This is a genomic window from Pseudomonas sp. GW821-FHT01E05, assembly GCF_059422425.1.
In genome coordinates, this window is record NZ_JBWKWW010000008.1 from 214,801 (window position 1) to 240,497 (window position 25,697).

Below are 25,697 nucleotides of genomic sequence, written 5' to 3' on the forward strand. Positions count from 1 at the left end.
TGCTGCAGGCATGGAGTGTCGACCCTCCATCGTCCGCACAGTATTCAACCGTTTGAACAGCCAGTTCCCATTACTAGATACTGAAGGACATGTTGTTGACCGTGAGAGTCTTCATACGTCATTTGCGCCGGGACCGACCCGCACTGGTCCGGAATATCTGTAAGTGTAATGACTTTTTTTATGTCAAGTTTTGTTGCGTAAGTGTAAATTTCAACAGGTGCCTTGCTGGCCGCGGTAGTTGAATGGCTCTCGTCTGCAAGTGCGTGTGCCCCTACAATGCCAAGAGCAAGAAAAATCGCAACTTTTGAAAATTTCATTATATTCACCGTATCGTCTCAGGGTTACTTTGCGACCGAGATGATCGTAAAGCTCACATCGAACTTCCTGGTTTTCACCTCGCGAGCGGGTTAATACTTACTCCATTTGCTCACTGGGTAGAGACGATGCTAGGTGTTTATCCCTTCCCCATATAGCGGCCCACTGGACAAACACTGTTGACAGATTCCGCATGAATGGAGGGCCTGGAAAAACTGACGAGTCAGCCAGGGGGAAACCCGCCAGGCCGGAGCAAAGGGCAGCACGCGTTACAAAGCGTTGAAATGGATGTTTTAGGCAGCCCAATACTGGCGCGTGTTCTCGGCCTGCCTGTTCAACGTGCGCATCGGCAAGCGCTTCATAGGCGGGGCACAAAACCCCACCATGGTCGAATTCATCTTCAACAACGGTCGTTCCAACGCTGCAGTGCTCGACAAGCATTTTGAGGACAGGAAATTCATCGTCTGCGATCAGCTAACACTGGCAGATTTGATGTCTGCGCTCCCTTTCTCCCAAATGGCGCAAACCAAACTCCCCTACGACGAATTCCCGGTAATCACCCCCATTTTTAGCACTCACTAGAAATAGAGCTCAGGCCCTGCTTATTGTCCAGCGCGTTTTGCACAGCGTCAGTCGGCAGCTCGACGAATTGAGTCCATGAGCAACCGGACCCAATATTGCTGAAGCACTGGAGATCGCTCTGAGCCGGTGGAATGGTTGAGAGACTCTCCAGCTTGCCGCAACCGTCTCTGATCAAGACCTCTACGCCGGATTGGAATATCCCGTTATTAACCATCTCTAGCCGAAGCCGATATTTCGGTATGTTTTGCGGCGTATCGTTGGTGGAAACAAGCCGCACCTTCGCGTTCAGCCAACCCGACTGGCTGCCTTCGGACACCTGCGAACGGATGTTTGCCACAACGGGCGAGCTGAAGCTTTTGACCTTGTAGCACGCTGCGCAACCTGCATAGCCCGACTGGGCCTTAACGCTGTCCTTTACCTGCTGTTGGGTGAGCGCTTCGGGCCCCGCGCAGCCTGACAGGACAATACACAGAAATCCTGAAATCCCCATCGCGCGCATAAAATTCCCTGGATCAGATTCCCACAGATGATGCCAATATAATATCAACTTCAATACAAGCGATCCATATTGGTGAGTTCGCGAGTGGTTTGGCTTGGTGCAGGCAAGGATGGGAAACAGCATCGACCAAAAGGGACGCTCAGGTATGTCTACGAAACCAAGAGCGATTCACTGCTCGTAAGATATCTCGGCTATGGAAGCAGTCCTAAAGGGCACCGACGGCATACCTTGTCGAGCGCATTGGTGAAACAAGAGCATCAGGGCCTTTGTCGCGGGTTGCGGCGGAATGCCGCAGGCATTGTTGATCCGTTGTACTTGATCCCATTGTTTGCCACCCTTGCCGCCGACGAAGGACGAACGTCGCGGACGAACGTCGCAGGATCACTGCAAGCGTTAGCGAGCCGCGCACCTGGATTGAAGTGCGCCCAAGGCAATACCCGTATTTCGATTTTGCCATTTCGGCTTAATAACAATTAGCGACGTTCCTTTCGTGTCCATGCCCCGGGTTCCCCACTCATTGCGTCAGCTTGCCATGTACCTGGCCATGCTTGCAGCATTGCTGCCGAGCGTGATGCTGTGGCTGCCTGCTGCACATGGGCAGCCGATGGAGATGGGCGAACATTGCAACATGGCCGGACACGTCCAGGCCCCCGGCAGTGGCAACCCCGCTCCGGATCAGTATCACGAATGCCATTGCCTGTTGTGCGTCGTGCATGCGGTAGACATCGGTTTACCGCCCAGCATCGTGCAGTGGCAGCTGTCCGGCCACGCCAAAGTAGTACGTGCGCAAGCTACCTATAAGCCCTACATCAGTGCAATCTGGCTTATCTCGGAGCCGCGCGGCCCACCTGCTGTTTCCTGATTTCTTTTGCGATGACCAAGCATCCCCAGCCTGCTCGGGATGCTTGCCTCTATGCGTTGCAACTTAATCAAGGAATGCCATCTTTATGGTCATGCCATCACTGCGCCGTACCCGGCGTAACGTTTTGCCGTTCGCGGTTTTGTCTGTCACCGCTTTATTCCCGCACCTTGCGTTGGCTTGCGCCAGTTGCGGCTGCACCCTCAGCTCCGATTGGGACAACTTCGGCATCAGCAACTCGTCCGGGCTGAAGCTGGATCTGCGCTACGACTACCTGAATCAGAACCAGTTGCGCAGCGGTACCCATACCATTTCCCCCACCGCCGCGAGCCAAATCTCCAACAACGGCAATCCCCAGGAAGTGGAGAAATACACGCGCAATGATTATCTGACACTGGGTCTGGATTACAGCTTCAATCCGAGCTGGGGCGTGGATCTGCAAGTGCCCTACATCTTTCGCAGCCACAGCACGCTGGGAACAGCATCGGACGGCACCACGCCGGGCGATGGCGGTGGCCAGTACGACTCCAAGACCTCCAGTCTGGGGGACATCAAGATCATCGGCCGTTACCAGGGGTTCACGCCGCAGCATAATTTTGGCGTGATGTTCGGCTTGAAGCTGCCCACCGGCGCCCATGACGACACCGCTGCGTCGAGCGATCCCACCGCTCCTGATCCTGTGGCCATTGATCGTGGCCTGCAACCCGGCACCGGCACCACCGATGGCATCCTGGGTGTCTATTACATGGATACGCTCAGTAAGAATTGGGACTACTTCGGCCAGGCGTTGGTGCAGAAGGCGCTGAATTCGAGCGACCACTATCGCCCTGGCGACGGCGTCAATCTGAACGCGGGCCTGCGTTACATGGGCAACGCCTACGTCATGCCGCAAATCCAGTTGAATGTGCGACACGTCGAGCACGATGACGGCGCCAATGCCGATACCATCAGTACCGGCGGAACGCTGGCCTACCTCAGCCCAGGCGTGACAGTGCCGCTCGGTAAAAAGGTCTCGCTCTACAGTTTCGTGCAGGTGCCGGTGTATCAAAACGTCAACGGCGTGCAGCTTGCTCCGCGCTATACCGCGACCATGGGAGCGCGCTACGCGTTCTAGTTCGCAGGCTGTCGGCGGCTCACCGCCGACTTCACCAACTGACGGGCGAGCACACCCTCGCGGTACTACCCTGACTTTCTGATTCCAGACAAGGCGCATACAGGCCTGCACGGTCTCGAAGATGCCGAGTTGATACACCACCTATCCCACTACCGAAGGTACTTGAAGATGTCTGCTCATTTCACCAAGAAAGCCTTAACTGCTGTTGCCCTGATTACCTCTCTCGCGTCGATCAGCAATGCCTTTGCGCATGCTCATCTGAAAAGCGAAATACCTGCCGCCGACAGCAGCGTTACAGCTCCCAAAGAGCTGCGCTTGAATTTCTCCGAAGGCGTCGAAGCAAAGTTCACGAAAGTGACTGTCACTGACAACGGGCAGCCGGTTGCCATCAACGGTATCGACACGGCTCCGAACGACAAAAAACTGTTGATCGTTACCCCAGAACAACCCTTGAAGCCAGGATCATACAAAGTCGAGTGGCATGCCGTTTCAGTCGACACCCACAAGAGTGAAGGCAGCTACACGTTCAAGATCACCGAGTGATGATATCGGGCGTCGGTGACATTCTCCCGACGCCTTGTCACTGCATTTTGATTATCGGAAACCAACTGAGCCTGCTGTGCTGAGCTAATGAAACCGAGGGGAACCTGATGTCCGCAAAAAGACTACTGCCATTGCTCGCACTTTGTTGCAGCCTGATTGGTCTGCCCGCATGGGCGATTGATGTGGGCGAGCACGCCCCGAACCTGACGGCAAAAACGCTCAATGGCGAGACGTTTGATTTGCAGAAACAGGCTAATCAGGTGGTAATCGTGAATTTCTGGGCGTCGTGGTGTGAGCCATGTCGTGAAGAAATGCCAGCCATGGAAACCTATTACCAGCAGCACAAAGGTGAAGGGCTAAAGATTATTGCGATCAGCATGGATGAGCCAGAGGATGATCAGATGGTGCATAAGGTCATGGCCCATTACAGCTATCCCGCAGCGTTCCAGCGAGATGCAGATTTCCAGGGTTTTGGCCGAATCTGGCGCATGCCGATGACCTACGTTATCGACAAGCAAGGTGTGGTGCGCAAGGATGGCAGCGTCGGAGACCCGAAAATCGATCTGCCTTTGCTGGATAAACTCGTGACGCCATTACTGACAGCGCATTGAGTCACTGGTCAGGTAAATTTATCTACATGTTGCATAACGAGAAGCCGATTCAATCCCGGCACGGTCCCCACGTTGATGCAGGAAAAGAAACCTCCGGTCACCTTGGTTTTTTTCTTCTCCCTTAGTCACTCTTCCGTTGTTGTGCTCGCTTCCATTGGTGTCGCCTTGGCCACCTCAGCGATGGAAGACAATTTTGAGGGCTATAGGGAGATGGGGGGAGGCGAACACTACGATCACTTTGCAAAGGCCGCAGGTTTTTGTGTCAACCTGGCCCAAATGAGTACCCCAGGATCGGCTGCAGAAAAATATGCGTGCTGACGTGGGCTGTTTCTGCCGTTACAAAGCCATACCGCCAATAGAGGAAGCCCCAAAGAATGCCTGCCAGTATGAATCGCACGGCGACGTAGAACAAAAATATTGACGTTATGTGCGGCGGATAAAAACTGGCTTCGTTGAGCAGCATGGGGATGGTCTGGGCGAGAATAATGGCGATCCAGTAAGCGGTTTTTGGGGGTAGTCCTTGCGAATCTCGCCAGGCAAGTCCTATGCCCCATACCACAGCAGACATGAAAAATAGTCGGTAAAGAATGTTTTCGTTGAACGCGCGCAGCATGAAGTAAATCATGCGCTCGGATAGGGAATGCTCGGAAAAATAAGCAACGTAGCGCGGTGGTAACAGGTGCCTGAATACTACGACGTCCATGGTTGCGATATATATTGCGACGAGCAGCCCGATACCAAAAGCGACAGCAATAGGATGATCAAGATCATGGGAAGCCAGTCGAAGGCCGGTGCGCTGCGCAAAATAAATCCCCAGGGTAGTGAGTGCAAGAAACAGCGCGACGCGAATCCACGGCGTGTCGCCAGTGATGGCGTTGAAGACAATATCGAAACCTGCTATTGACGCAATCACCGCACCGACGAGCAGAAGCGTGCCAGCCGGTAGCCAGCTCGAACGAGGTGAGCTTTTTGAGAGCGCTTGGATACGCATGAGATTTTACAAATCCATAAATTAATGAACCCGCTTCGGCTAATGCCAGTCAGTTAAGACATTACTCGAACCGTAGCAGCTGGCGAAGCCTGCGTCCGGCTGCGTAGCAGTCGTAAAACAGTCACTGCGGTACTCCAGACAAATCGTGGAAGCAGGATTTGCGACGGCTTCGCCGCCGGACGCAGCCTTCGGCAGCTGCTACGGGGGACAGTGCTGAACCTGAAATTCCTTAACTGACTGGCATTACCCGCTTCGGCGGATTTTTCTTTGCGAGGTCAACATGCATCAGCTGGATCGCGAACCGTCCACGCGCCTTCGTGTTCGCCCGCACCTGATCCGTGCTACTTCGACCGGGCGGGCCAGATGATCGCATCGATCAGGCCGGACGGTTGTTTCCTGTCGTCGAGGCCGGTGGGTGGGAACTCCCCCGCGCGCGGCTGGCGGTAGGTGCCGAACAGCACGTCGAAGATCGGAAACAGCCCTGCGAAATTGCAGTCGTGGTGCTCAGGCAGCGCCGAGTGGTGAATGCGATGATATTGCGGCGAGTTCAGAACGAACGACATGCGGCCGAAGCCAATTCGGATATTCATGTGGGAGAACACGTTGTAGAAACTGATGGCCGCGTATAGGCCGACGATGGCGGAATTTGCTTTGAAGATCACCCCGGCCAGCATGTAGATCGTCAGCAACTTGATTCCGTGTTCAGCCCAATGATGCCGGTTGGTTGTCGTTGCGTTTAGCGCCGTATCGCTGTGGTGGAACGAATGCATGGCCCACATCAGCGCAAAGCGATGCTGCGCACGATGGAACAGGTACTCCATGAAATCGAGCGTGAAAGCATAAAGCAGAAAACCGAACAGTAGCCCCCATCCAGTGTTCGGCAGATCGATCCAGCCACCGCCTGCAGCATTGACGGCGACAACGGTGGCAACGGAGACGAGCGGAATAATTGCGGCCTGCGCCAAGGTGTTCAACAGCGTGTAGACCAGATTAAAGCCAGCCGACTTTAATGGTTGCACCTGGGCTGGATTGACGCGCTCGATGAGAAGGGCGATCACGACGATGGTCAACAGCGAGATGGTACCGAGCAAGGCGGCTTTAATGTCCATTGCGACCCAATCTTCCCAAAGTAGTGTCTTACGAACATTGCGGCGTACGGTGCTTTTTTTGCACTATCGACCAGACCGCGTCTTGTTCTTGGTCAACACATCAACCATCCGCTTCGGCGACTTTTTTATGATAGCAGACCAAAAACATGGCGCAGGTACAGCAATCGATCGTCAAGTTTTGTACCGCCTCAGATAGTCTGGACACGGTTTTGCGACTCAGGCGGCCTTTTTGAGGGTGGCTGCCTGACGGGCTTCTTTGAAGTCTGCGTTGCCAGCTGAAATCTGCCCACGCCTTCGTGTTTATTGTTACTTGAGGCTGCCAGCCAAAAACTGCTTCAGGCGCTCACTTTTGGGATGGTCGAGCACGCTGCCGGGCGGCCCTTGCTCAGCAAACAGCATCACTTGCGGCTCCATGGCCAACGCTCGAGCAATGGCGACGCGCTGTTGCTGACCACCGCAAAGGTGATGCTGAAGCAGTGCTGTCCAAGCCACTGCTTTGCTTAAAAGACAAGGTGCGTTTTATTGAGCGCCGTAGATGTCAAAGTCGAAGTACTTCTTGTTGATGCGGCCGTAAGTGCCGTTGGCGAGAATGGTCGCGAGGGCTTTGTTCAAGTCTTCGCGCAGCGCCACATCACTCTTGCGCACGCCGATGCCGTCACCGACGCCAAAGAATTTCGGGTCACTGAGCGTGGCGCCCGCAAACTCGTAGTCCTTACCCACCGGTTTATTCAGAAACCCGTAGCTGGCTTGAATAGAGCCTTGCAAAGAGGCATCGAGCCGCCCCACCACCAGGTCGGCGTAAACCTGATCCTGATTTTGATAAGAGAGAATATCGACCCCTGTGGAGCCCCAGACGGCTTTCGCATACGCTTCCTGGGTAGAGCCCTGCTCCACACCGATGCGTTTTCCTTTCAGCGATTCGACCGTTGGCAACAGATCCGATCCCCGTTTGACGACCAATCGTGCCGGCGCGTTGGAAACCTTGTCGGTAAACGCAATTTGCTCCATGCGTTTTGGGGTGATGGTCATCGACGATGCAACGGCGTCGAACTTGCGAGCCAGCAGCGCTGGAATCATCCCGTCCCAGCTGCTTTCCACCCAGACGCAGTGGGCGTGCAGCTCTTCGCAAAGCGCTTCGGCGATATCGATACCGAAGCCGGTCAACTTGCCATCCGGTGTTTTGTACTCCAGCGGTGGATACGTCGGATCGACGCCCAGCCTCAATTCTTTACCAGTCCAATCGGCCGCCCCGGCCATGCTGGAGACCGTCAAGAACACCAGTGAAACAGCCGCAATCATTTTATTCATTATTGTTTTCCTCTATAGGCTCGCAGAGCCCGGTTGCTGACGACTTTTGTACAGACGCTGACGCTCGAAGGGTGTTGCTTCAACTCAGAAAACGTTCAGCCAATTTGACCCAATAACTCGCACCAATCGGCAGGCAGGCATCATTGAAGTCGTAACCGGGGTTGTGCAGCAGACAACCGCCCTCCCCTTGGCCATTGCCGATCACCAGGTAGCTCCCGGGGCACTTTTCCAGGATAAAGGCAAAGTCCTCACTTGCAGTGAACGGCCGCAGGTCGTTGATCAATTGCTCTTCTCCCAACCACTCGCGGGCGACCTCACGGGCTAACGCGGTTTCCTCGGGATGATTGATCAGCACCGGATGGCAGTGCTGATAGTCGATATGGGCATGGGCACCGAAACTCGCCGCCTGCCCCTTTACCAGCTCGGTAATTCTGAGTTCGAGCAGTTGGCGAATTTCGGGGGTCAACGCGCGCACGCTCAAGATCATTTCGGCAGAAGCTGGAATGACATTCGAGACGGTCCCGGCGTGTATGGAACCCACCGTGATGATTGCCGTTTCTTGAGGGTTGACGTTGCGCGACACGATACTTTGCAGCGCAATCACGATCGACGAGCAGACGACGACTGGATCGATCGCTTTATGTGGCACCGCACCATGGCCACCGGTGCCGATGATCTTGATCGTCACGGTGTCGGCCGAGGCCATGAACGGTCCGCTGTAGAATCCAAAATGCCCTGCCGGATAACCCGGGATATTGTGCATCGCGAAAATGGCGTCGCAGGGGAATCGTTCGAGCAGGCCATCCTCAAGCATTTTCCTGGCACCGCCCAGGCCTTCTTCAGCGGGTTGAAAAACAAGATGAAGAGTGCCTTTGAACGCGCGCGATTGAGCAAGGTATTTGCCCGCCGCAAGCAAGGTTGCCGTATGGCCATCGTGGCCGCAGGCATGCATGACGCCGTCAATATGACTGGCATAGGGCAACCCGGTGGCTTCCTGTATCGGCAGCGCATCCATATCTGCGCGCAATCCAAGCGAGCGCCCCTCGCCATTTTTCAGGGTAGCGACCACGCCGGTCTTGCCAACCCCTTTACTGACCTCAAACCCCCACTCGGTCAGCCGCTGCGCAACGAGTTCACTGGTGATGAATTCCTCAAACCCAAGCTCGGGGTGAGCATGGATACTGTGACGCAGCGCGATCATCTCATCCTGCATCTCGGCAATGGCTGGTAGTACGTGGCCGGCATTCATGGCGCTGCTCCTCAATAAGATCCATCAGGCACCCGGATCCATGAGGCGAATCTTCGAGGCGCTGCTTGGGGCTGATCTTAGGGACCCGACGCGGTGCCGGGGAGGCTCAATTTGGTTATGATGACAACCAATTGTTGTCATCAAGGTAAGCTGATGAAACTGCATCAATTAAAAGCGCTGATTGCCTGCGCCGAGACGGGTAGCATCCGGGCCGCCGCCCGTTCGCTCGACATTTCTCAGGCTGCCGTGACCAAAGCGCTGCGCGAACTGGAGACGTCTCAACAGCTGCCGCTGTTCGTGAGAACCCCCAGCGGCCTGAGCTTCACTGAATATGGCAAGGTGTTGCTGACTCACGCCAGACTGGTGCTCAAGCAACTGGAACATGCCCAAACAGAACTCGATCACTTGCGTGGAAAAGCCAAGGGGCGACTCTGCGTCGGGATAACGCCATGGATCGCGTTGACCTTCCTGCCCGAAGTGGTCCTGGCATTTCGAGAGCGAATGCCGGAAGTCAAACTGGAACTGTTCGAGAGCCTGATGGCGGTCGCCCAGCCTCTTCTGCGCGATGGCAGCATGGATTTTGCGATTGGCCAGCTTCATCCTTCGCAAGCGACCCAAGAGTTTGCCTGCGAAACATTGCTCGATTACCAGACCTCGGTTCTGGTCCGCCAGGGCCATGCACGACAGGGGGCTCGAACCATTCTTGATCTGCTCGACCAGAACTGGACACTGAACTACGCGCCGGATGGACACGATGCACTCATGCGCGAGCTGTTCTGGAAGCATGGCGCGCAGATCAACGAGGAACGAATCGTTCAGGCCCATTCACTGGCGATATTGCAGATGATGGTCGAGCGAGCCGACATGTGCACCTGGGGGCCATCCATTTTGAGTATCGCCCCGCCTTTTCTGGGTCGAGTGGTTCCCTTGTCCCTGATCGAGCAGTTCGAACCCAGGCAACTGAGCATCGTCACACGCCGCAATGGCGCGCTCAGCAATGCGGCGAACTGTTTTACCGATTGCCTGCTGGAGGTCATTCGGCGTCACGCCCGCTCAGCCAAAAAAGAAGATCGACAACTCTTTGAAACATTGCGTCTGCTGGTTTGAGACGACTCTGGGTTCACGCATTTGCGCCGCGCTGCACAAACGCCGTTCAACCTGATCCTCGAGGCGCGCAAGTAACCGGAAGATCCACACCTTGGGCATGGCGCTGACGACACTTGGCGTCATGTCGGGGTGCAGACCGTCGGCTCATGGCCGAAGCAACCTTTGACGAGTTTCAAGTAAAAACATGTATACAATTTCATGGACAACTCTTTGTTTTATTGAATACAGTGTCGCCAACAATAAAAACAGAGAACCCTTCACCATGAAAACGCCTCTTGTTTCACAACAACGGCCTGAGGATGAAAATCTCGGGATCGGCGCGAATATGGCTTATGGCCTTCAACATGTGCTGACCATGTATGGCGGCATCGTCGCGGTACCGCTGATCGTCGGGCAAGCGGCCGGGCTGTCCCCTGCCGACATTGGTCTGTTGATCGCCGCGTCACTGTTCGCGGGTGGTCTGGCGACATTGCTGCAAACCCTCGGCTTGCCATTTTTCGGTTGCCAGTTGCCGTTGGTGCAGGGGGTGTCCTTCTCCGGTGTCGCCACCATGGTGGCGATTGTCAGCAGCGACGGCAGCGGGGGTTTTCAGTCGATATTGGGGGCGGTCATCGCAGCATCGTTGATCGGGTTGTTGATCACGCCGGTTTTCTCCAGGATCACCCGGTTCTTTCCGCCCCTGGTGACGGGGATTGTGATTACCACGATCGGCCTGACACTGATGCCCGTTGCGGCACGCTGGGCGATGGGTGGCAACAGCCATGCAGAGAACTTCGGCAGCATGTCGAACATCGGTCTGGCGGCGATAACCCTGGTGCTGGTGCTACTGTTGAGCAAGATTGGCAGTGCGACGATTTCGCGATTGTCGATTCTGCTGGCAATGGTCATCGGCACTGTCATCGCCGTTTTCCTGGGCATGGCTGACTTCTCGATGGTCAGCGAAGGGCCGATGCTGGGCTTCCCTACCCCCCTGCATTTCGGTGTACCGACCTTTCACGTGGCCGCGATCATTTCGATGTGCATCGTGATTATGGTGACGCTGGTCGAAACTTCCGCAGACATCCTTGCGGTCGGTGAAATCATCAATACCAAGGTCGACTCCAGGCGTCTGGGCAACGGCCTGCGCGCCGACATGCTGTCGAGCATGATCGCGCCGATCTTCGGCTCCTTCACCCAGAGTGCTTTCGCGCAGAACGTTGGCCTGGTCGCCGTCACGGGGGTCAAGAGCCGCTATGTGGTGGCCACCGGCGGGCTGTTTCTGGTGATTCTCGGGTTGCTGCCGGTGATGGGTCGGGTGATTGCCGCCGTACCGACGTCCGTGCTGGGTGGCGCCGGTATCGTGCTGTTTGGCACCGTCGCTGCCAGCGGCATCCGCACGCTGTCGAAGGTCGATTACCGCAACAACATGAACCTGATCATTGTCGCTACCTCGATTGGTTTTGGCATGATTCCCATCGCGGCACCGAACTTCTACGACCACTTCCCAAGCTGGTTCGCCACGATCTTCCACTCCGGCATCAGTTCTTCGGCAATCATGGCGATTGTCCTGAACCTGACATTCAATCACTTCACCACAGGCAACTCGGATCAACAGTCGGTGTTCGTCGCCGGCACCGAGCGTAGCCTGCACTTTCAGGATATCGCGGCGCTGCGTGAAGGCGATTATTTCAGCGGCGGCAAACTCTTCGACGCCGAAGGCAAGGAGATTGCGCTGGTGAGCGACGCAGTGGAGGCACACCCCTCTCATCAGTCGAGCGATGCGAAAGCGACGAGTCCGACCGCATAACACTCGTGTCAGCAGCGTCAACGCCAGACTGAGCGTCAGGCGCAGGACCTGTGGCGAGCAACGGGGGCAAGCCCAACACTGCCCTCTGTAGGAGCAGCCGGTCGACGCTCGATTGCTCGCGATGGACGTTAACGATAACGCGTGTTTTCTGAATAAACGCGCCGACCTTGAGTCCATCGCGAGCAAGCTGCGCTCCTACAGAGGGCGGCGTTGGCTTGACTAACCGGGGTTACTCCTCGGTCGAGACGGCACAATCGGTTCTTGCCGTCGTTTCAAAGGCCGGGTTCTTCCCGCCGATATTCTGAGTCATTACACACTCAACCAGAATCCGCTTATTATCGCCGCGGCCGTCGATGAGCGTTCGAATCGGCACGCGCAGGATATGGGAATGACACAAAGGCAGTGTGCTGACGCCTCCCGGATCTTTTATGAAAACCAGAACACCGGCAGGTAGCCAATGCTCACAGAAGGACTTTCCCATCTCATCGACTACGGTGTTTATCTGCTGCCTGGCCTGAGCCTCTGTTCCCTTTGGTTCTGGCTGACGCCCAAAACGCAGCCTGGCTTGCGCATCATGATCCTGCTGCTCACGTTTGTGCTGATGCGCGATGTGATGACCCCACTGGGTTTATGGTCCCTGAGCGACGACGTGCAGATCGGCTTTACTTCGAATCCGTTTGTCGTGGCCTCGTTAGGCATTCTGTCAGTGGCGATCATCGCCGCGCTGGCATGGATCGCCCCGCAGCTGTGGAAATTCGTCGTCTGGACAAAGGGCAATCCCGCCGTCGGGCTAGCGCTAGGTGTCGCTGCCGGATGTGCAATCGGCATTCCGCTGCGGCTCTATCAAGGAATCGATGTCGGTGAGACGGTCAGCTACTGGTCCTGGCTGGCGGCAATGGTGGTACTCGCCTATGGAGGAAATGCGCTGGAGGAGTTGCTGTTTCGCGGGTTCCTGCAAGGTCATCTTGAACACCACACAACCGCGCTTCGCGCCGCCCTGATTAGTGCTGTCGCCTTTGCCGCCTGCCATTCGTTCCTGGCGTTGACCGTCACCCGGATCGGGTGGCCAATCCTGGCGTTCACACTGATCGAAGGACTGGCTTGCGCCTTGGTCCGCATGCGCTACGGCGTGATCGCTGCCACGGCCGCACACGGGACAGCGATAGTGCTCATCGCCGTGCCCATGTAAACCTACGCACAACATGTGCCCGGCTCAGAACAAGCCGAGCTGGCCGCCGATCAATGTGCTGAAGTCGTCGTGCACGAACGGCAGGATGGCGTCCGCAACCGGTTGTAGCTGGCGCGTGACGTAGTGGTCGTAGTCGATTGGCGCATGCCGGGTTTCCAGAGGCTCGGGACCTGCAGTGGTGATGACATAGCTGATCCAGCCACCGTTCTGGTACTGACGCGGCCGGCCCTGGCTATCGTTGTATTCATCGGCGATACGCGCCGCGCGCACATGCGGCGGCACGTTGCGTTGGTAGTCATCCAGTGTCCGGCGCAGGCGTTTGCGGTAGATCAGTAGATTGTCGAGCTCACCGGCCAATGTGCGGCGCACATAGTCGCGCACGTAATCCTGATGCGGTTGCCGATTGAAGATGCGCAGGTAGAGTTCCTGCTGGAACTGTTGGGCCAGTGGCGACCAGTCGCTGCGTACCGTTTCCAGCCCCTTGTAGACCATCTCGCGACTACCGTCGGCGCGCGTGACCAGCCCGGCGTAGCGCTTCTTGCTGCCCTCCTCGGCACCGCGAATAGTCGGCATCAAAAAACGGCTGAAATGCGTCTCGAACTGCAACTCAAGCGCGCTTTCCAGGCCGAACGCTTTGAGCAGATGGTCGCGCCACCACTGGTTGACATGCTGCACCAGCGCCCGTCCGATACGCGTCGCATCGTCCTCTGAATGCGTGCGCCCGAGCCAGACGAAAGTGGAGTCGGTGTCACCGTAAATCACCGCATAACCTTCTGCTTCGATCAGCTCGCGGGTCTTGCGCATGATCTCGTGGCCGCGCAGGGTGATCGAGGATGCCAGGCGTGGATCGAAGAAGCGGCAGCCGCTGGAACCCAGCACGCCGTAGAACGCGTTCATGATGATCTTCAGCGCCTGCGAGAGCGGCCCATTGTGCTCACGCTTGGCCACTTCGCGACCTTGCGAGACACGTTCGACGATGGCGGGCAGACAATGCCGGGTCCGCGAGAAGCGCGCACCGCGAAAACCCGGTACCGATTCACTGTCCTCGGGATGTCGCATGCCCTCCACCAAACCCACCGGATCGATCAGGAACGTGCGGATGATCGAGGGGTACAGGCTCTTATAGTCGAGTACCAGCACGGACTCGTAAAGCCCGGGCCGCGAGTCCATCACGAAGCCCCCCGGGCTTGCCTCTGGCGGCCGTTCCCCGAGGTTCGGCGCGACAAAACCCTGGCGATGCATCTGCGGTATGTAGAGGTGCGAAAAGGCCGCGACCGAGCCACCGCTGCGGTCGGCGGGCTGACCTGTCACCGTGGCGCGTTCGAGCAGGAACGTCAGCAGCTCGGTCTTCGCGAAGATCCGCGTCACCAGCTCGCAATCCTTGAGGTTGTAGCGCGCCAGCGCAGGCTTGTCCTCGGCGAACATGCGGTCGATTTCGTCCATGCGCTGGTACGGGTTATCGATGGACTTGCCTTCGCCGAGCAATGTCTGCGCGACGTTTTCGAGACTGAATGAGGGGAAACTCCAGGTTGCCGAGCGCAGCGCCTCGATGCCGTCGATGATCAGACGTCCGGCAGCGGCGGCGAAAAAGTGATTCTTGCTCGTGCCGTGCTCGCGCCACTGCATCTCCTCGCCACCGCGCCCGAGGCGCAACGGTACGGCCAGGCGTCGAGCATGCTCGTGCAACACCCGCAGGTCGAACTGCACGAGGTTCCAGCCAATGATGGCGTCGGGGTCATGGAGGGCGAACCACTCGTTAAGCTTTTTGAGCAGCAGCGTCCGGGAATCGCAATACTCGAGCTGAAAATCTAGCGTGCTGCCATCACCGTTTGCAGGCCCAAGCATGTACACCTGGCGCTCGCCACAGCCTTCAAGCGCAATGGAGTACAACTCGCCCTGGGCGGTGGTTTCGATATCCAGAGAGACCAGCTTGAGTGGCGGGCGATAGTCCGGCGCGGGCTTCATCTGCGCCTCGAGCAGCATACCGCTGCCATCCGGCCTGCCGTCGAACCATACCGGCGCGGTAATGAAGCGTTCCATCAGGTAGCGTTCCGGCGGGCGGATATCGGCTTCGAAGACGTCGACACCGGCGGTGCGCAGCAGCTTGTCGAGGTGCATTAACTGACGGTGCTGCTGGCAATACAGACCGAGCACGGGACGACTCTGGAAGTCGCACAGACCCAACGGACGAAGTTCGACATCGCGTTCGCCGCGCAGCAGCAACTCAGCCTGCTCGCGTTGCTGCGCAGGAATGAAGGCCACCGAGGGCTGGTAAGGCAGACGGATATACCGGGGACCGTCGTCGGTCCCCAGCCAAAACTCGACTTGCGTACCCGCGGGCGTATCGCGCCAATGCCGGGTCAGGACAAAACCCTGCTGTAAATCCACCACTGCAACCTCAAGAACCTGCCTTTCACTGCGCGATTCTACGCGCCATCGCCTTGAATGGCGCGCACCCAAAACGTGCTCGGCATCGTCCGAAAACCCTGATACGGCAATGCACTGACTGTTTGCCGAAGAATTGGGCGATGACAGTCGCCAAAAAAATGAGTGCGGTGCAGTGCCCGGGTCTATGCCAAAGGTGTCGTCGGTGTGGATTTGAAAACGAGTCGTGCCCATTGCTTGCAATACCGGCACGACTCCAACGGCCCAATATCCCTTGTCAGTCTTCCAGCGGTTTGGGTGGCATCTCCGGCCTGGTTTCGCCTCCTTTGCCTTTTTTGCCTTTTTTGCCTGCTTTGCCCGCAGGGCCCGGCGTGGCCTCGGGCTCTGGTGGAGGTGGCGCTACAGTCTCTTTTTCCTGTTGGGGGAGCTGGTCGATGGTGCTGAAGATTTCCTTGGCTTCGATGGGGCCGGAGTGTTCGAGTTTCTTCTCGCCGTCCTTGCCCACCAGGATGACTTTGGCCTGGCCGCCGGCACCCAGTTTGAGTTCGCGAATCAGCGCCATGGTGGTCTGCGCGTCCAGGTCTTTGCCGTTGCGCTGGCCAATGGTATTGACCACGGTATAGAGCACCATGTTGCGTTCGGCGAACGCTGCGTGGTTGGCCGGCTCCTCCAGGGCCTTCTTCAGATTGACCAGCGTCGGATCCATGGCGCTGGGAGCGATGATGATCAGCGGGCGTAGTTTTCCCTGATCCTGAGCCAGAGGGGCATCGCTGTCGGCGGCCAACAAGGGGTTGATCACAGCAAGCAAGGTGACGAGGGTCAGTGACCGAATGAGCATGTGTACCACCTTTTCATGTCCATGCATCGTTCATTGAAAGTTTCATCCGTGAGAGTTCAAGCTCAGGGCCGCATCCGTTGTGCTGCTCTGAAGCTTAGGTCAGCGTGCTCATCGCGCAACCATTCGTCATCACTGAAGTTCTTTTACCTGGAGGCTCTTTGAAATGCCCTTCGAGGCGAAGGATGCCGGGTACCGGGTAGCCTTCACCGAGCCGAAGTTCGGTAGTGCTATAATTAAAAGTCTTGGGGGCACACGGGGGATTCGATTCGCAGGTGCTGCCATGCGAAACCTCAACAAGATGCTGCTGATCCTCGTCTGCTGCACGATAGTCCCCGCTAGCGTCCAATCCCGTGCCGGCAACCTGATGCTGGGTGGCGATTTCGCTGTCGACTATGGGCAAGGCCAGCGTTACGCCAATCCCGAGCCGGAGGAGTTTCACTCGACACCCCCCCAGCCTTATCTATCGACTTCACCCCAGAGTTTTGTGTTGATCACCGATCGGCATGACTTCCACAACTCCAGGTGGCCCACGGTCGTTGACGCCAAACCCCGCGTATTCATCCGCTCCTACAATCCGGTCGTGGGGGTGTACGTTGATACCGAGGTTATCGATCCGACGTGCATCCTGAACCCGCCGTAGTCGCGAGGCGCAGCCTGACCACCAGGTGATCGGCGCCGTATACAGATGGGTTTCGCTGGTGCTCCAGGCGAACAATAATGATCTCGACGGCAGGTAGAAAATCATCAGAAATAGGGCCATCATTCAGCCCGCAGTCACCACACACGACCGCCTCATATAGCGGTTCAGTTCAGGAACATTTGTCCACTACCTGGTTTTTCCGAGCCTCGCTTGGTGTTTTCGAGGGTAGTGGATAAGCCTTATTCTCTAGGAATAAAATTTTGACAAACGTCTGCTCCAGCGGCCTTGATATTGGCTTTGCTTCTCTGGATTACATGCAAATTGGCATCCTGGGCATCATTCAAGGCATCACCGAGTTACTACCCATTTCATCCACTGCGCACATGCGAATCGTACCGGCCCTTCTCGGCTGGCGCGATCCCGGCTCGGCGTTTTCCGCCGCCATGCAGTTGGCCGCATTGGCCGCGGTAGTCAGCTATTTCTGGCGTGACGTACGGGAAGTCGTCACTGGAAGCATCGGCGCCGTGCGACAACGTGACTTCAACAACCAGTCGTTCAAGCTGGCCGTTGCCATTGTGCTTGCGACCATCCCGATCGGCATCGCAGGCCTGGCCTTGTCCTCGATACTCAATGCGTGCGACTCACCATTAAGAGGCCTGATGGTGATTGGTATCTCATGCGTGGTGATGGCCGTTCTGCTGGCTGCGGCCGAACTCAGTTGCCGCCATCGCCGCACAGTGGGCGAGATGCGCCTGCGCGATGCGTTGATCGTCGGCATTGCCCAGGTTGGCGCGCTGATACCCGGTGTTTCCCGTTCCGGTTCAACCCTCACCGCAGCGCTCTTTCTTAACTTCAAACGCGAAGAAGCCGCGCGCTTCTCATTCCTGCTCGGGCTGCCCGCTATCGCGTTGGCCGGCCTGAAAGAGCTGTGGGTGCTGTTTCATGCACACATCCCGGCCGAAGCATGGTCGCACCTGATTTTCGGGCTGGTGATTGCCAGCGTGTCGGCATTTTGCGCCATCTGGGGCCTGATGAAGTTCCTGGAAAGGTTTTCCACCTGGCCCTTCGTTATCTACCGGGCGGCACTGGGTATTTTCCTGATTGTCGCGGTCAGTACCGGGCTTTTGAGCTAAACAACGTTCAAACGCTAATAGAGCCCGGCCCAGTGCCGGGCTTTTGGCTTATTTAGGAGCGCAGCAGGCCAATCGCCCGCCGATACTTTTCAATTCGCTCCAGGTCTTCCCAGGACGGCTGTGCAATTCGGGACAAGTCGCTGTTCTCTTCAAGGTCAGCCAGTTTGACCACCCGGCCTATCGGGTTCTGCGCCGCTCGTTCGACGAACAGCTCGTAGGACTCTCCAGGCACCCTGGTGACAGACTCAATGGCCGCCAGTACCGTTTCGCTGAAACCTTCTTTACGCAGATCATCGAGGCTGATGCCCGAGTCCTCGACCACGTCATGCAGAACCGCCACGATCCGTTCTTCCAGGGTGCTGACCTTCAGCATCACTTTCAGCGGGTGCAGTATGTACGGCGAACCGCCCTTGTCGACCTGCCCTTCGTGAGCGGCGGCAGCGATGGCGATGGCACGTTCCAGTGTTTGAGTCATCTCGGTTGTCCTTGGCTTGCAGGCCGTAGCGGTTGCTCACGTTGATGTTGAGCTTGAGCCAACCCGCGACGGACTTCCACTGAACGATAGAAGGTTGCGACCACTTGATCCTGACGTCTGCAAAACCCGTAGGAATCCCCCCATTATGGCGAGGGAGCAAGCCCTCATGCCGGTCAGTTAAGGAAATGAGGTCTCTGTAGGAGCGAGCTTGCTCGCGATGGACGTTAACGATAACGCGTGTTTTCTGAATAAACGCGTTGCCCTTGAGTCCATCGTCGGAACGCCGCCCGGAGCAAGCTCGCTCCTACAAAGGCTGCATTCACTTAACTGACCGGCATAAGGGCTTGCTCCCTCGCCACAATGACCACGCAACCGTCCTACACCCCGGTTGCAGTCGCCAAATTCGCCGCTTATAGTTCGCCCCGTCGCTGACACTGGTCGGCGACAGGGTTTCGCAGCCCTACAGAATAGAATCATCCTGCACCGTCATAAGACACCCAGGCGAGCTACGCCTGCGTTTCACTTTATGGCGGCTGTGCGTGGGAGACCTTCGGGTCTGCCGGGTTTGATTCTTCCTGGTCTGCGAACCCGCGCACAGTTGCCACCCATTTTGTTTCGCAGCAAAAAGGTGGCAGTTCTTTCCCATAAAAAAGAATCTATCCTTATGACAATGAATCACCCGCCCCACCGCTTCACCCCCTGCTCCCATTTCGCCACCGATCACCCCATCCTGCACATCGACAGCGACGCCCCGCTACGCGACCTCCACGCCTGCGTCAGCGAACGCCTCAGCGCCGTCCTCAAATACCTGAACCTGATGGCCTGCACCAACCTGCCCGACTACGCCGAGACCGACATCAACACTGTCACCAACATCGCGCGGGTCATGGTTCAGGATGTGGCTGATGTGTTTGGGGTGATTGAACAGCGTGGTTTCGATACGCCCAAGGGTCAGTGACCGCATTTCAGTCGAAAAAACCCGCATTGTCGCGGGTTTTTTATTGCCTGTTCCTCCTCCGTTTTTTCGACACCCAAAAGATCTCCGCTTAAAAATCCGTGGCGGGCTCAACCGGTCAGCGCAACGTACACGTTTTTCTATCACGCTAAAAAAATGGCTGATGCGAATTTGGCATGGGCCTATGCGTGACTCTCATCAGATGATTGGGCGACTCAATTTTAAAGAAGAAGCAACGTCGTACGTCACTCTTATTGAAGCTTTGGCAGGCCTCGCGATGCGGCTTCAAGCGTCTTCCAAAGGTCTCGCATCGTGGGGTTTTGATTGGCGATAGAACAATACGAGCGTATCTCCAGTCGAGTCCTCCACTCATCAGCGCCTGCCATCACCAATTGCCCTCGCGCCAGCTCATCAGTCACGGCGCTCAGAGGCAACCAGGCAACGCCATATCCCTCTATAGCCATCCTCATCAGCAGCATCGCCATATCCGCCTCATAGCAACGATCAAGAACGCAAGTGGTAGACGCATTCTTGATGACGATATCGGCCACGCGCCCCAGGAAAGTCGTCGCCGTATAAGCGAGGTACGGCACCGGCTTACCTGCCGCCCCCGGTAACCGATGCATCGGTTTGCCGTTTTTGTCAGGTGCGCAAAGTGGAACAAACGAATCATGCCCCAGGGTCAAACTGCCGAACTTCTCGGGGTCGAGCTGGATCGGAGCGAGGGGATGATGGTAAACGATCATCAAGTCGCAGCTGCCTTCCTCTAGCGCTATGACCGCATCGTGGATATTCGCGGCCACAACGCGAGCATTGAAGTGCTCATTCTGCTTTTGAAATTGGGTAAGCCATTTAGGCAGAAATGTCATGGAAAGACTGTGCCCGGCGGTAACCTGAATGGAGCGGCCAGGCATTCTTTCTCCCTCACGAAGGGCCAATCGCAATTGAAGCAAGGCAGCCAGCGCCTCGCGACCCTCTTCGCAAAAACTACGACCCGCTTGAGTCAGCTGAACAGGATAAGTGCCACGATCGACCAGTTCGGCCCCCACCCATTCCTCAAGTGAGCGAATGCGGCGAGACAGCGCGGACTGAGTGACGCAGCGTACTTCTGCGGCTCGAGAAAAGTTCTTCCATTCGGCAATCGCCAGAAGATCGTCCAACCATTTGGTTTGCATGCTGGCTCCTCATTCAGCCTCTGACGAAGAGTTTACTGCGGTGCAGTGGCGCCATTGAGGGTATTTCAAAAACTATTCCAAAAACGCATCACCCTATGGTGATTACTCATCATCCTGCGCAAACAGCGTCCTTAGAATCGGTGCCGTAGCCCCGCTGCCGTAGAGCATTGGGTCATTCCTGTCTTGTCTCCTGCCAAGTAGAAAAGCAACAACACCACTTGAGGAAAGCACCGTGAAAAAAAATAATTTACCCCGCCAGATCGCTCTCGGCATCGCCATGGGCATCGTTGCAGGTTGGGCTTGCCATCATTTTTCAGCTGATGAAAAAGCTGCAAAAGAGATCGCATCCTACTTCTCAATGGTGACAGACATTTTCCTGCGTCTGATCAAGATGATCATCGCTCCTTTGGTTTTCGCCACCCTCGTCGCAGGCATTGCCAGCCTGGGAAATTCCAGGTCGGTAGGACGGATCGGCACAAGAGCCATGGCCTGGTTCGTCTGCGCTTCACTGATTTCGTTGTTTATTGGCATGATGCTAGTGAATCTTTTCCAGCCAGGCGCAGGTCTGGATCTGCAAGTGACTCAGGCCACCGCGGCGCCTATAGCCGTAAACACGGGTGACTTCAGCCTCAAGGTGTTTATCAGCCATGTGTTCCCTCGCAGCATTGCTGAAGCCATGGCAAACAACGAGATCCTGCAAATTGTAGTGTTCTCGCTGTTCTTCGGATTCGCGTTGGCAGGCGTCAAGCGCGCCGGCTACACCAGGATCACCGACATTATTGAAGAGTTGGCGAAGGTGATGTTCAAGATCACCGACTATGTCATGGCGCTTGCACCTATCGGCGTCTTCGCTGCAATCGCTGCCGCTATCACCACCCAGGGTCTGGGCCTGTTAGTCGACTTCGGCAAACTGATTGCCCAGTTCTACCTGGGTATTCTGATCCTGTGGGCGGTCTTGTTTGCTGCCGGGTACCTGTTCCTGGGTCGTTCAGTCTTCACCCTTGGCAAGCTCATTCGTGAGCCTGTTCTGTTGGCGTTCTCGACTGCCAGCAGTGAGGCCGCGTATCCAAAAACCATGGAGGCCCTGGAGAAATTTGGCGCACCGAAGCGCATATCCAGCTTCGTACTTCCATTGGGGTACTCATTCAACCTCGACGGTTCGATGATGTATCAAGCGTTCGCGATCATGTTCATTGCTCAGGCTTACAATGTTGACTTGAGCTTCACACAGCAGCTTCTGATCTTGCTGACGCTGATGATCACCAGCAAGGGAATGGCAGGTGTAGCCCGAGCTTCGGTGGTTGTCGTAGCAGCGACGCTACCCATGTTCAATCTGCCAGAAGCGGGGATTTTGCTGATCCTTGGCATTGATCAGTTCCTGGATATGGCCAGGACCGCCACCAACGTCGTTGGCAATAGCATCGCAACGGCTGTAGTCGCCAAATCAGAGCCTCATGAGGAGCCGGACGACGCACCTGAAACCGAGGCCTCCACACTTGCGAATCGAACTGTAGCCAACGCCTGAGAGCTATTACGATGAAAGTTAAATCGAAGCCGTCTCGTGGGTCATCGTTTGTACGCAAGCTAGGCATTGTGGGTGGGCTTGGCTCGCTGGCCGGCGGCGATCTTTTCTACAAGTTGGTGAAGTCCAGGACTGTCCTGGAGGATCAAGGCCGCTATCACTTTCTGTTTGAGCAGCACCCCTTCAAAGATGTCTTGATGCCCTTGGACCAGGGCGCGAGCATGACCTCCAGAAAGTTCTATGTTTTTCAGGTTTGTCAGTCATTCGAGGAAAGTGCAGTCACTGCGGTCGTACTGCCTTGTTTTGCCAGCCATACCTTCCGGGAGGAGATCCAGGAGGAGATTGGCATACCTGTTCTGGACATGATGGCAGCGTTACGCAAGCACATTGACCATATCTGCGAACCAGGCGCTACATTGGGCATTATCGCTTCAGACTATGTTTGCCACTCCGGTTTGTTCGAGCGTTATTTCGGCACTGACTTCAAACTGGTTTATCCAGGTGATGACGAGCAGTCAGGGTTGATGGAGGCGATGTATGGGGTCAACGGTATCAAAGATGGATACCTTGACGGAGTACCGCTGGAGTGTGTGTATCAGGCTTGCCTTTCGCTTCAGGAGCAAGGCGCCACGATCGTCTTGCCTGGCATGACCGAGCTCTCGCTGGTCTGTGGCGACCTGCAGCGTCGGGGTGTCACTGTCCTGGATATCAACGAGATTTATGCTGGCTTCGCCACCCTGGAAAAAGGTCAATCGAATCGACCTCCATTCAAACTCGGGATTGTCGGTGGGGTGGGGCCTGCCGCAACGGTCGACTTCATGGGTAAGGTCGTTGCGCATACCCCGGCCGGCCGCGATCAGGAACACATCAAAATGGTGGTCGAACAAAACCCCCAGATTCCTGATCGCACAGCCAACCTGCTGTATGACGAGACGGATCCGACGATGGCGATGTATGCAACCTGCAAACGGCTTGAAAGCGCTGGAGCCAATGCTATTGCGATTCCATGCAATACAGCTCACGCGTTCGTTGAGCGTATCCAGGCACACTTGCGTGTACCCATTGTGAACATGCTTACCGAGACGGTAGAGGCTATCGTTCAACAGTACGGTGCGGGCAAAACAGTTGGGCTGCTGGCGACGTCGGGCACCATAAAAAGTCTGGTCTACCACGAGGCAGCCCGGCGAGCCGGGCTGCAAATAATCGCACCGGGTGTGGATTACCAAGCGTTGGTCATGGATGCCATTTATGGGGAGCGTGGTATCAAGGCTGGATTCACCGAGGGCATTTGTAAGGACCAGCTCCTCACCGCCGCAGAGCACCTGTGTGAACTGGGCGCCGATGTGCTGATCCTGGGATGTACAGAGTTGCCTCTGGTTCTGGAGCACAGCGATGCTTTCATGATCAAAGGCCATACAGTGGCGTTGATCGACCCGACAACCATTCTGGCAATGAAGTGCATTCAGCTTGCCCGTGAAACCCGGTAAATTCTCACCGACTCCAGGTAGATAACAGCAAGCTCAGGGGGCCACTTGTCTACCCCCTGCCGGCACAGCGAGCATTTTTCCAGGCGATGTCGGTACCCCACTCGAACGGCACCAGAAATGTCCGGCTGGCGATAGCATTTTTCCATCCTGCCGCTCTTCCCCTTGAATAAAATCGGTCTAAAAAGCCCGGCCAGCGCTTCAGACTTTTTGCTATTCTGAAGATGTAGGTGAAGACGCAGACTGATGCGCAACAAGAGGATAGCAAGGAAACGTGGGGCGCGTTCCCAAGGGTACACGGTTAGAAAGATCTCCGTGATGAGATCCAGCCCTTATGCCGTGTGAAGCAGAAGAGCACAAAACTGTTCTGTGAGACGCCTGATAAACCTTGTAAGCCGGAGACCAGCACCGGCCACCTACTTGATTTTCAAAGCCCGCCCTGTGCGGGCTTTTTCGTATCCGCAGGCACAAGACTAATCCCCTCCTGTTTCACTGGCTCGTTGCGGGTAGTTTGGGGTATCGCCGGGTCTTAACTCCTCGGTCTGCGAACCCGCGCACAGCTGCCACCCAAAACGGTGCATGCGTTTTCACACAGCTTGGGTCGTTAGCAGCCTTTCGAGACCGGTAGCTGTCGGCTGGAAGGCGATTAATGAGCTATACCCGCTACCGTTCTTCAACGCAGGAGGTTGGTAATGAAGCTCAGAAACTCACTTGCAGCGCTAATGGTCACCGCAAGCCTCTTCGGCTGCACCACTTCATCAGACCATGGAGTGAGCGTTCCTTTGGTAGCCACCCACCGCAACCTCGGTCAGATCGGCAATGCAACTTTGACAAGCTGGGACAAACAAACCGGATTCAGTTTCTTCATCAGTGGTGTTCCAAGCGGAGCCTCGCTGCCCTTGCGCCTCTACACTTTCATCAATAAAGGCAGCTGCCAGCAACCCGGGCCAGTCGCCTACGCAATGAATGATCAGGTCAACACCAAACGCCAAGCTATACGCGGCTGGAGTTTTTCAAGAGGCGCACCTGTCGCAATGCCAGTCCTGCTTTCCGGTGAGTACTCCATTGTTGTGCGAACTGCACCAACAGATGGCAACGTAGATATTTTTTGCGGGGATATCAGGCAAGGAGGCTCGGTGAAATAACCACAGCCATTTTGACCCGCCCGCGCAGGTTTGCGGTGGCCAACTACTCAATGCAGATCAAACCGGACGCCGCGCAGGGCATCCGAACCGGCAGGTATCGGCCATAAGCAAACGTTGGCAAACGTGCCATTCCACATGCGGAGCTATCAAGGACTTCGCATTTGTTAAGTTCAGCTAGTTACCGCCATATACCTCACCCCGGTGCTGAAGGGCGACGAAAGCGGCTGCTGTTATCTGTTGATCTGTCCAGTTCCTGGTTAACCATATGGTCAGAGACGCGCCGGATAGGTGCCACCACAGCATTCGTTGACTTGTGTTCTGTTTGATCAGGTGATCAGAAGCCACCCACCAGGCGACCCGCATATTCCTATCGGTTTTCCCTTTCAAAATGAAAAGGTCGTACAGATACGAATACGGACTTAACGGCACTATTACCGGCTCGCCTGAGACTTTGGCGAGGCTCCATACCCACTCACGCTGCGGGGCGGATATAGCCTGAGATGGGGGCAAAGGGTACTGCGAAATTCTATACAGACCGACCCAATAGGCACCCCAAGGCAGGATGAGCGCGAGTCCGAGAATTCCGATGAGCAAAAAGCCGACACGACGCATCATGAGGGAAAAGTCCTTTTGCCAGAAAGTAACCATCGTACATCGGTAATGTCTGCTTATGGCCCTTATCT

At 56.1% G+C, this 25,697-nt stretch carries 24 protein-coding genes and 1 pseudogene; 14 read left to right on the plus strand and 11 right to left on the minus strand.

The features are described 5' to 3' along the window. Positions 1-44: 44 nt before the first annotated feature. Positions 45-317, minus strand: coding sequence for a DUF2790 domain-containing protein (locus tag AC07W5_RS19355; RefSeq protein ID WP_495024129.1), 273 nt, complete (start codon positions 315-317; stop codon positions 45-47). A 313-nt stretch (positions 318-630) separates the two neighbouring features. On the opposite strand from AC07W5_RS19355, the gene AC07W5_RS19360 reads away from it, so the two are divergent. Further along, the gene (locus AC07W5_RS19360; protein WP_495024130.1) at positions 631-897 is read left to right on the plus strand and encodes a glutathione S-transferase family protein; all 267 of its coding nucleotides are present in this window, start codon (positions 631-633) and stop codon (positions 895-897) included. Here the strand turns inward: AC07W5_RS19360 and AC07W5_RS19365 are convergent. Further along, entirely contained in the window at positions 884-1,450 is a 567-nt protein-coding gene (locus AC07W5_RS19365) for a hypothetical protein (RefSeq protein WP_495024131.1), read from the minus strand. The genes AC07W5_RS19360 and AC07W5_RS19365 overlap by 14 nt on opposite strands. A gap of 463 nt (positions 1,451-1,913) precedes the next feature. Here AC07W5_RS19365 and AC07W5_RS19370 point away from each other — a divergent pair, with 463 nt between their 5' ends. The 4 genes from AC07W5_RS19370 (at position 1,914) to AC07W5_RS19385 (ending at position 4,523) form a co-directional block, all read left to right on the plus strand. Next, positions 1,914-2,258 (plus strand): DUF2946 family protein, encoded by a 345-nt coding sequence (locus tag AC07W5_RS19370; RefSeq protein ID WP_495024132.1) that lies wholly within the window; start codon positions 1,914-1,916, stop codon positions 2,256-2,258. Between the two features lie 85 nt (positions 2,259-2,343). Continuing rightward, complete coding sequence (locus AC07W5_RS19375; RefSeq protein ID WP_495024133.1) at positions 2,344-3,369, plus strand: TonB-dependent receptor; 1,026 nt, start codon at positions 2,344-2,346, stop codon at positions 3,367-3,369. Positions 3,370-3,537: 168 nt separating this feature from the next. Beyond that, positions 3,538-3,912 (plus strand): copper homeostasis periplasmic binding protein CopC, encoded by a 375-nt coding sequence (copC, locus tag AC07W5_RS19380; protein WP_495024134.1) that lies wholly within the window; start codon positions 3,538-3,540, stop codon positions 3,910-3,912. A gap of 107 nt (positions 3,913-4,019) precedes the next feature. After that, positions 4,020-4,523, plus strand: a complete 504-nt coding sequence (locus tag AC07W5_RS19385) for a TlpA disulfide reductase family protein (RefSeq protein ID WP_495024135.1) — start codon at positions 4,020-4,022, stop codon at positions 4,521-4,523. 262 nt (positions 4,524-4,785) lie between these two features. On the opposite strand, the gene AC07W5_RS19390 is transcribed toward AC07W5_RS19385, so the two are convergent. From AC07W5_RS19390 to AC07W5_RS19410, 5 genes and pseudogenes are all read right to left on the minus strand, one after another. Beyond that, a complete protein-coding gene (locus AC07W5_RS19390) occupies positions 4,786-5,514 on the minus strand; it encodes a hypothetical protein (RefSeq protein ID WP_495024136.1) in 729 nt (242 codons plus the stop codon). Between the two features lie 341 nt (positions 5,515-5,855). After that, the gene (locus AC07W5_RS19395) at positions 5,856-6,623 is read right to left on the minus strand and encodes a sterol desaturase family protein (protein ID WP_495024137.1); all 768 of its coding nucleotides are present in this window, start codon (positions 6,621-6,623) and stop codon (positions 5,856-5,858) included. A gap of 306 nt (positions 6,624-6,929) precedes the next feature. Further along, positions 6,930-7,085 (minus strand): annotated as a pseudogene (locus AC07W5_RS19400) (histidine/lysine/arginine/ornithine ABC transporter ATP-binding protein); the annotation flags it as partial. Between the two features lie 57 nt (positions 7,086-7,142). After that, the gene (locus AC07W5_RS19405; RefSeq protein ID WP_495024187.1) at positions 7,143-7,922 is read right to left on the minus strand and encodes an ABC transporter substrate-binding protein; all 780 of its coding nucleotides are present in this window, start codon (positions 7,920-7,922) and stop codon (positions 7,143-7,145) included. Positions 7,923-8,010: 88 nt separating this feature from the next. After that, positions 8,011-9,180: a M20 aminoacylase family protein gene (locus AC07W5_RS19410; RefSeq protein WP_495024138.1), complete on the minus strand. Its 1,170-nt coding sequence runs from the start codon at positions 9,178-9,180 to the stop codon at positions 8,011-8,013. Positions 9,181-9,297: 117 nt separating this feature from the next. Here AC07W5_RS19410 and AC07W5_RS19415 point away from each other — a divergent pair, with 117 nt between their 5' ends. The 3 genes from AC07W5_RS19415 (at position 9,298) to AC07W5_RS19425 (ending at position 13,262) form a co-directional block, all read left to right on the plus strand. Next, positions 9,298-10,287: a LysR family transcriptional regulator gene (locus AC07W5_RS19415; RefSeq protein ID WP_494993047.1), complete on the plus strand. Its 990-nt coding sequence runs from the start codon at positions 9,298-9,300 to the stop codon at positions 10,285-10,287. Between the two features lie 262 nt (positions 10,288-10,549). Beyond that, entirely contained in the window at positions 10,550-12,073 is a 1,524-nt protein-coding gene (locus AC07W5_RS19420; RefSeq protein WP_494993048.1) for a nucleobase:cation symporter-2 family protein, read from the plus strand. A gap of 457 nt (positions 12,074-12,530) precedes the next feature. Then, positions 12,531-13,262 (plus strand): CPBP family intramembrane glutamic endopeptidase, encoded by a 732-nt coding sequence (locus AC07W5_RS19425; protein ID WP_495024139.1) that lies wholly within the window; start codon positions 12,531-12,533, stop codon positions 13,260-13,262. A gap of 24 nt (positions 13,263-13,286) precedes the next feature. On the opposite strand, the gene AC07W5_RS19430 is transcribed toward AC07W5_RS19425, so the two are convergent. Both AC07W5_RS19430 and AC07W5_RS19435 read right to left on the minus strand, forming a co-directional pair. Beyond that, on the minus strand, positions 13,287-15,650 hold the full coding sequence (locus AC07W5_RS19430) for a DNA polymerase II (protein ID WP_495024140.1): 2,364 nt from the start codon (positions 15,648-15,650) through the stop codon (positions 13,287-13,289). 274 nt (positions 15,651-15,924) lie between these two features. After that, positions 15,925-16,485, minus strand: coding sequence for a DUF4174 domain-containing protein (locus AC07W5_RS19435; protein WP_495012389.1), 561 nt, complete (start codon positions 16,483-16,485; stop codon positions 15,925-15,927). Positions 16,486-16,765: 280 nt separating this feature from the next. Here AC07W5_RS19435 and AC07W5_RS19440 point away from each other — a divergent pair, with 280 nt between their 5' ends. Both AC07W5_RS19440 and AC07W5_RS19445 read left to right on the plus strand, forming a co-directional pair. Next, positions 16,766-17,125 carry a hypothetical protein gene (locus tag AC07W5_RS19440; protein WP_494993053.1) on the plus strand — a complete coding sequence of 120 codons (360 nt, stop codon included), beginning with the start codon at positions 16,766-16,768 and terminating at the stop codon, positions 17,123-17,125. A 260-nt stretch (positions 17,126-17,385) separates the two neighbouring features. Continuing rightward, the gene (locus AC07W5_RS19445; RefSeq protein ID WP_495012388.1) at positions 17,386-18,258 is read left to right on the plus strand and encodes an undecaprenyl-diphosphate phosphatase; all 873 of its coding nucleotides are present in this window, start codon (positions 17,386-17,388) and stop codon (positions 18,256-18,258) included. Positions 18,259-18,310: 52 nt separating this feature from the next. Here the strand turns inward: AC07W5_RS19445 and AC07W5_RS19450 are convergent, their stop codons facing one another. Continuing rightward, on the minus strand, positions 18,311-18,733 hold the full coding sequence (locus AC07W5_RS19450) for an HD domain-containing protein (protein ID WP_494993055.1): 423 nt from the start codon (positions 18,731-18,733) through the stop codon (positions 18,311-18,313). A 664-nt stretch (positions 18,734-19,397) separates the two neighbouring features. Here AC07W5_RS19450 and AC07W5_RS19455 point away from each other — a divergent pair. After that, entirely contained in the window at positions 19,398-19,691 is a 294-nt protein-coding gene (locus AC07W5_RS19455; RefSeq protein ID WP_495012387.1) for a fructose-bisphosphate aldolase, read from the plus strand. A gap of 248 nt (positions 19,692-19,939) precedes the next feature. On the opposite strand, the gene AC07W5_RS19460 is transcribed toward AC07W5_RS19455, so the two are convergent. Further along, complete coding sequence (locus AC07W5_RS19460) at positions 19,940-20,863, minus strand: LysR substrate-binding domain-containing protein (protein ID WP_495024141.1); 924 nt, start codon at positions 20,861-20,863, stop codon at positions 19,940-19,942. Positions 20,864-21,095: 232 nt separating this feature from the next. Between AC07W5_RS19460 and AC07W5_RS19465 the strand changes: the two genes are divergently transcribed. The 3 genes from AC07W5_RS19465 (at position 21,096) to AC07W5_RS19475 (ending at position 25,014) form a co-directional block, all read left to right on the plus strand. Further along, positions 21,096-22,388: a dicarboxylate/amino acid:cation symporter gene (locus tag AC07W5_RS19465; RefSeq protein WP_495024142.1), complete on the plus strand. Its 1,293-nt coding sequence runs from the start codon at positions 21,096-21,098 to the stop codon at positions 22,386-22,388. A gap of 11 nt (positions 22,389-22,399) precedes the next feature. Beyond that, positions 22,400-23,872, plus strand: coding sequence for a cysteate racemase (cuyB, locus tag AC07W5_RS19470; protein WP_495024143.1), 1,473 nt, complete (start codon positions 22,400-22,402; stop codon positions 23,870-23,872). 689 nt (positions 23,873-24,561) lie between these two features. Next, a complete protein-coding gene (locus AC07W5_RS19475) occupies positions 24,562-25,014 on the plus strand; it encodes a hypothetical protein (RefSeq protein WP_494993060.1) in 453 nt (150 codons plus the stop codon). Positions 25,015-25,697: the final 683 nt, after the last annotated feature.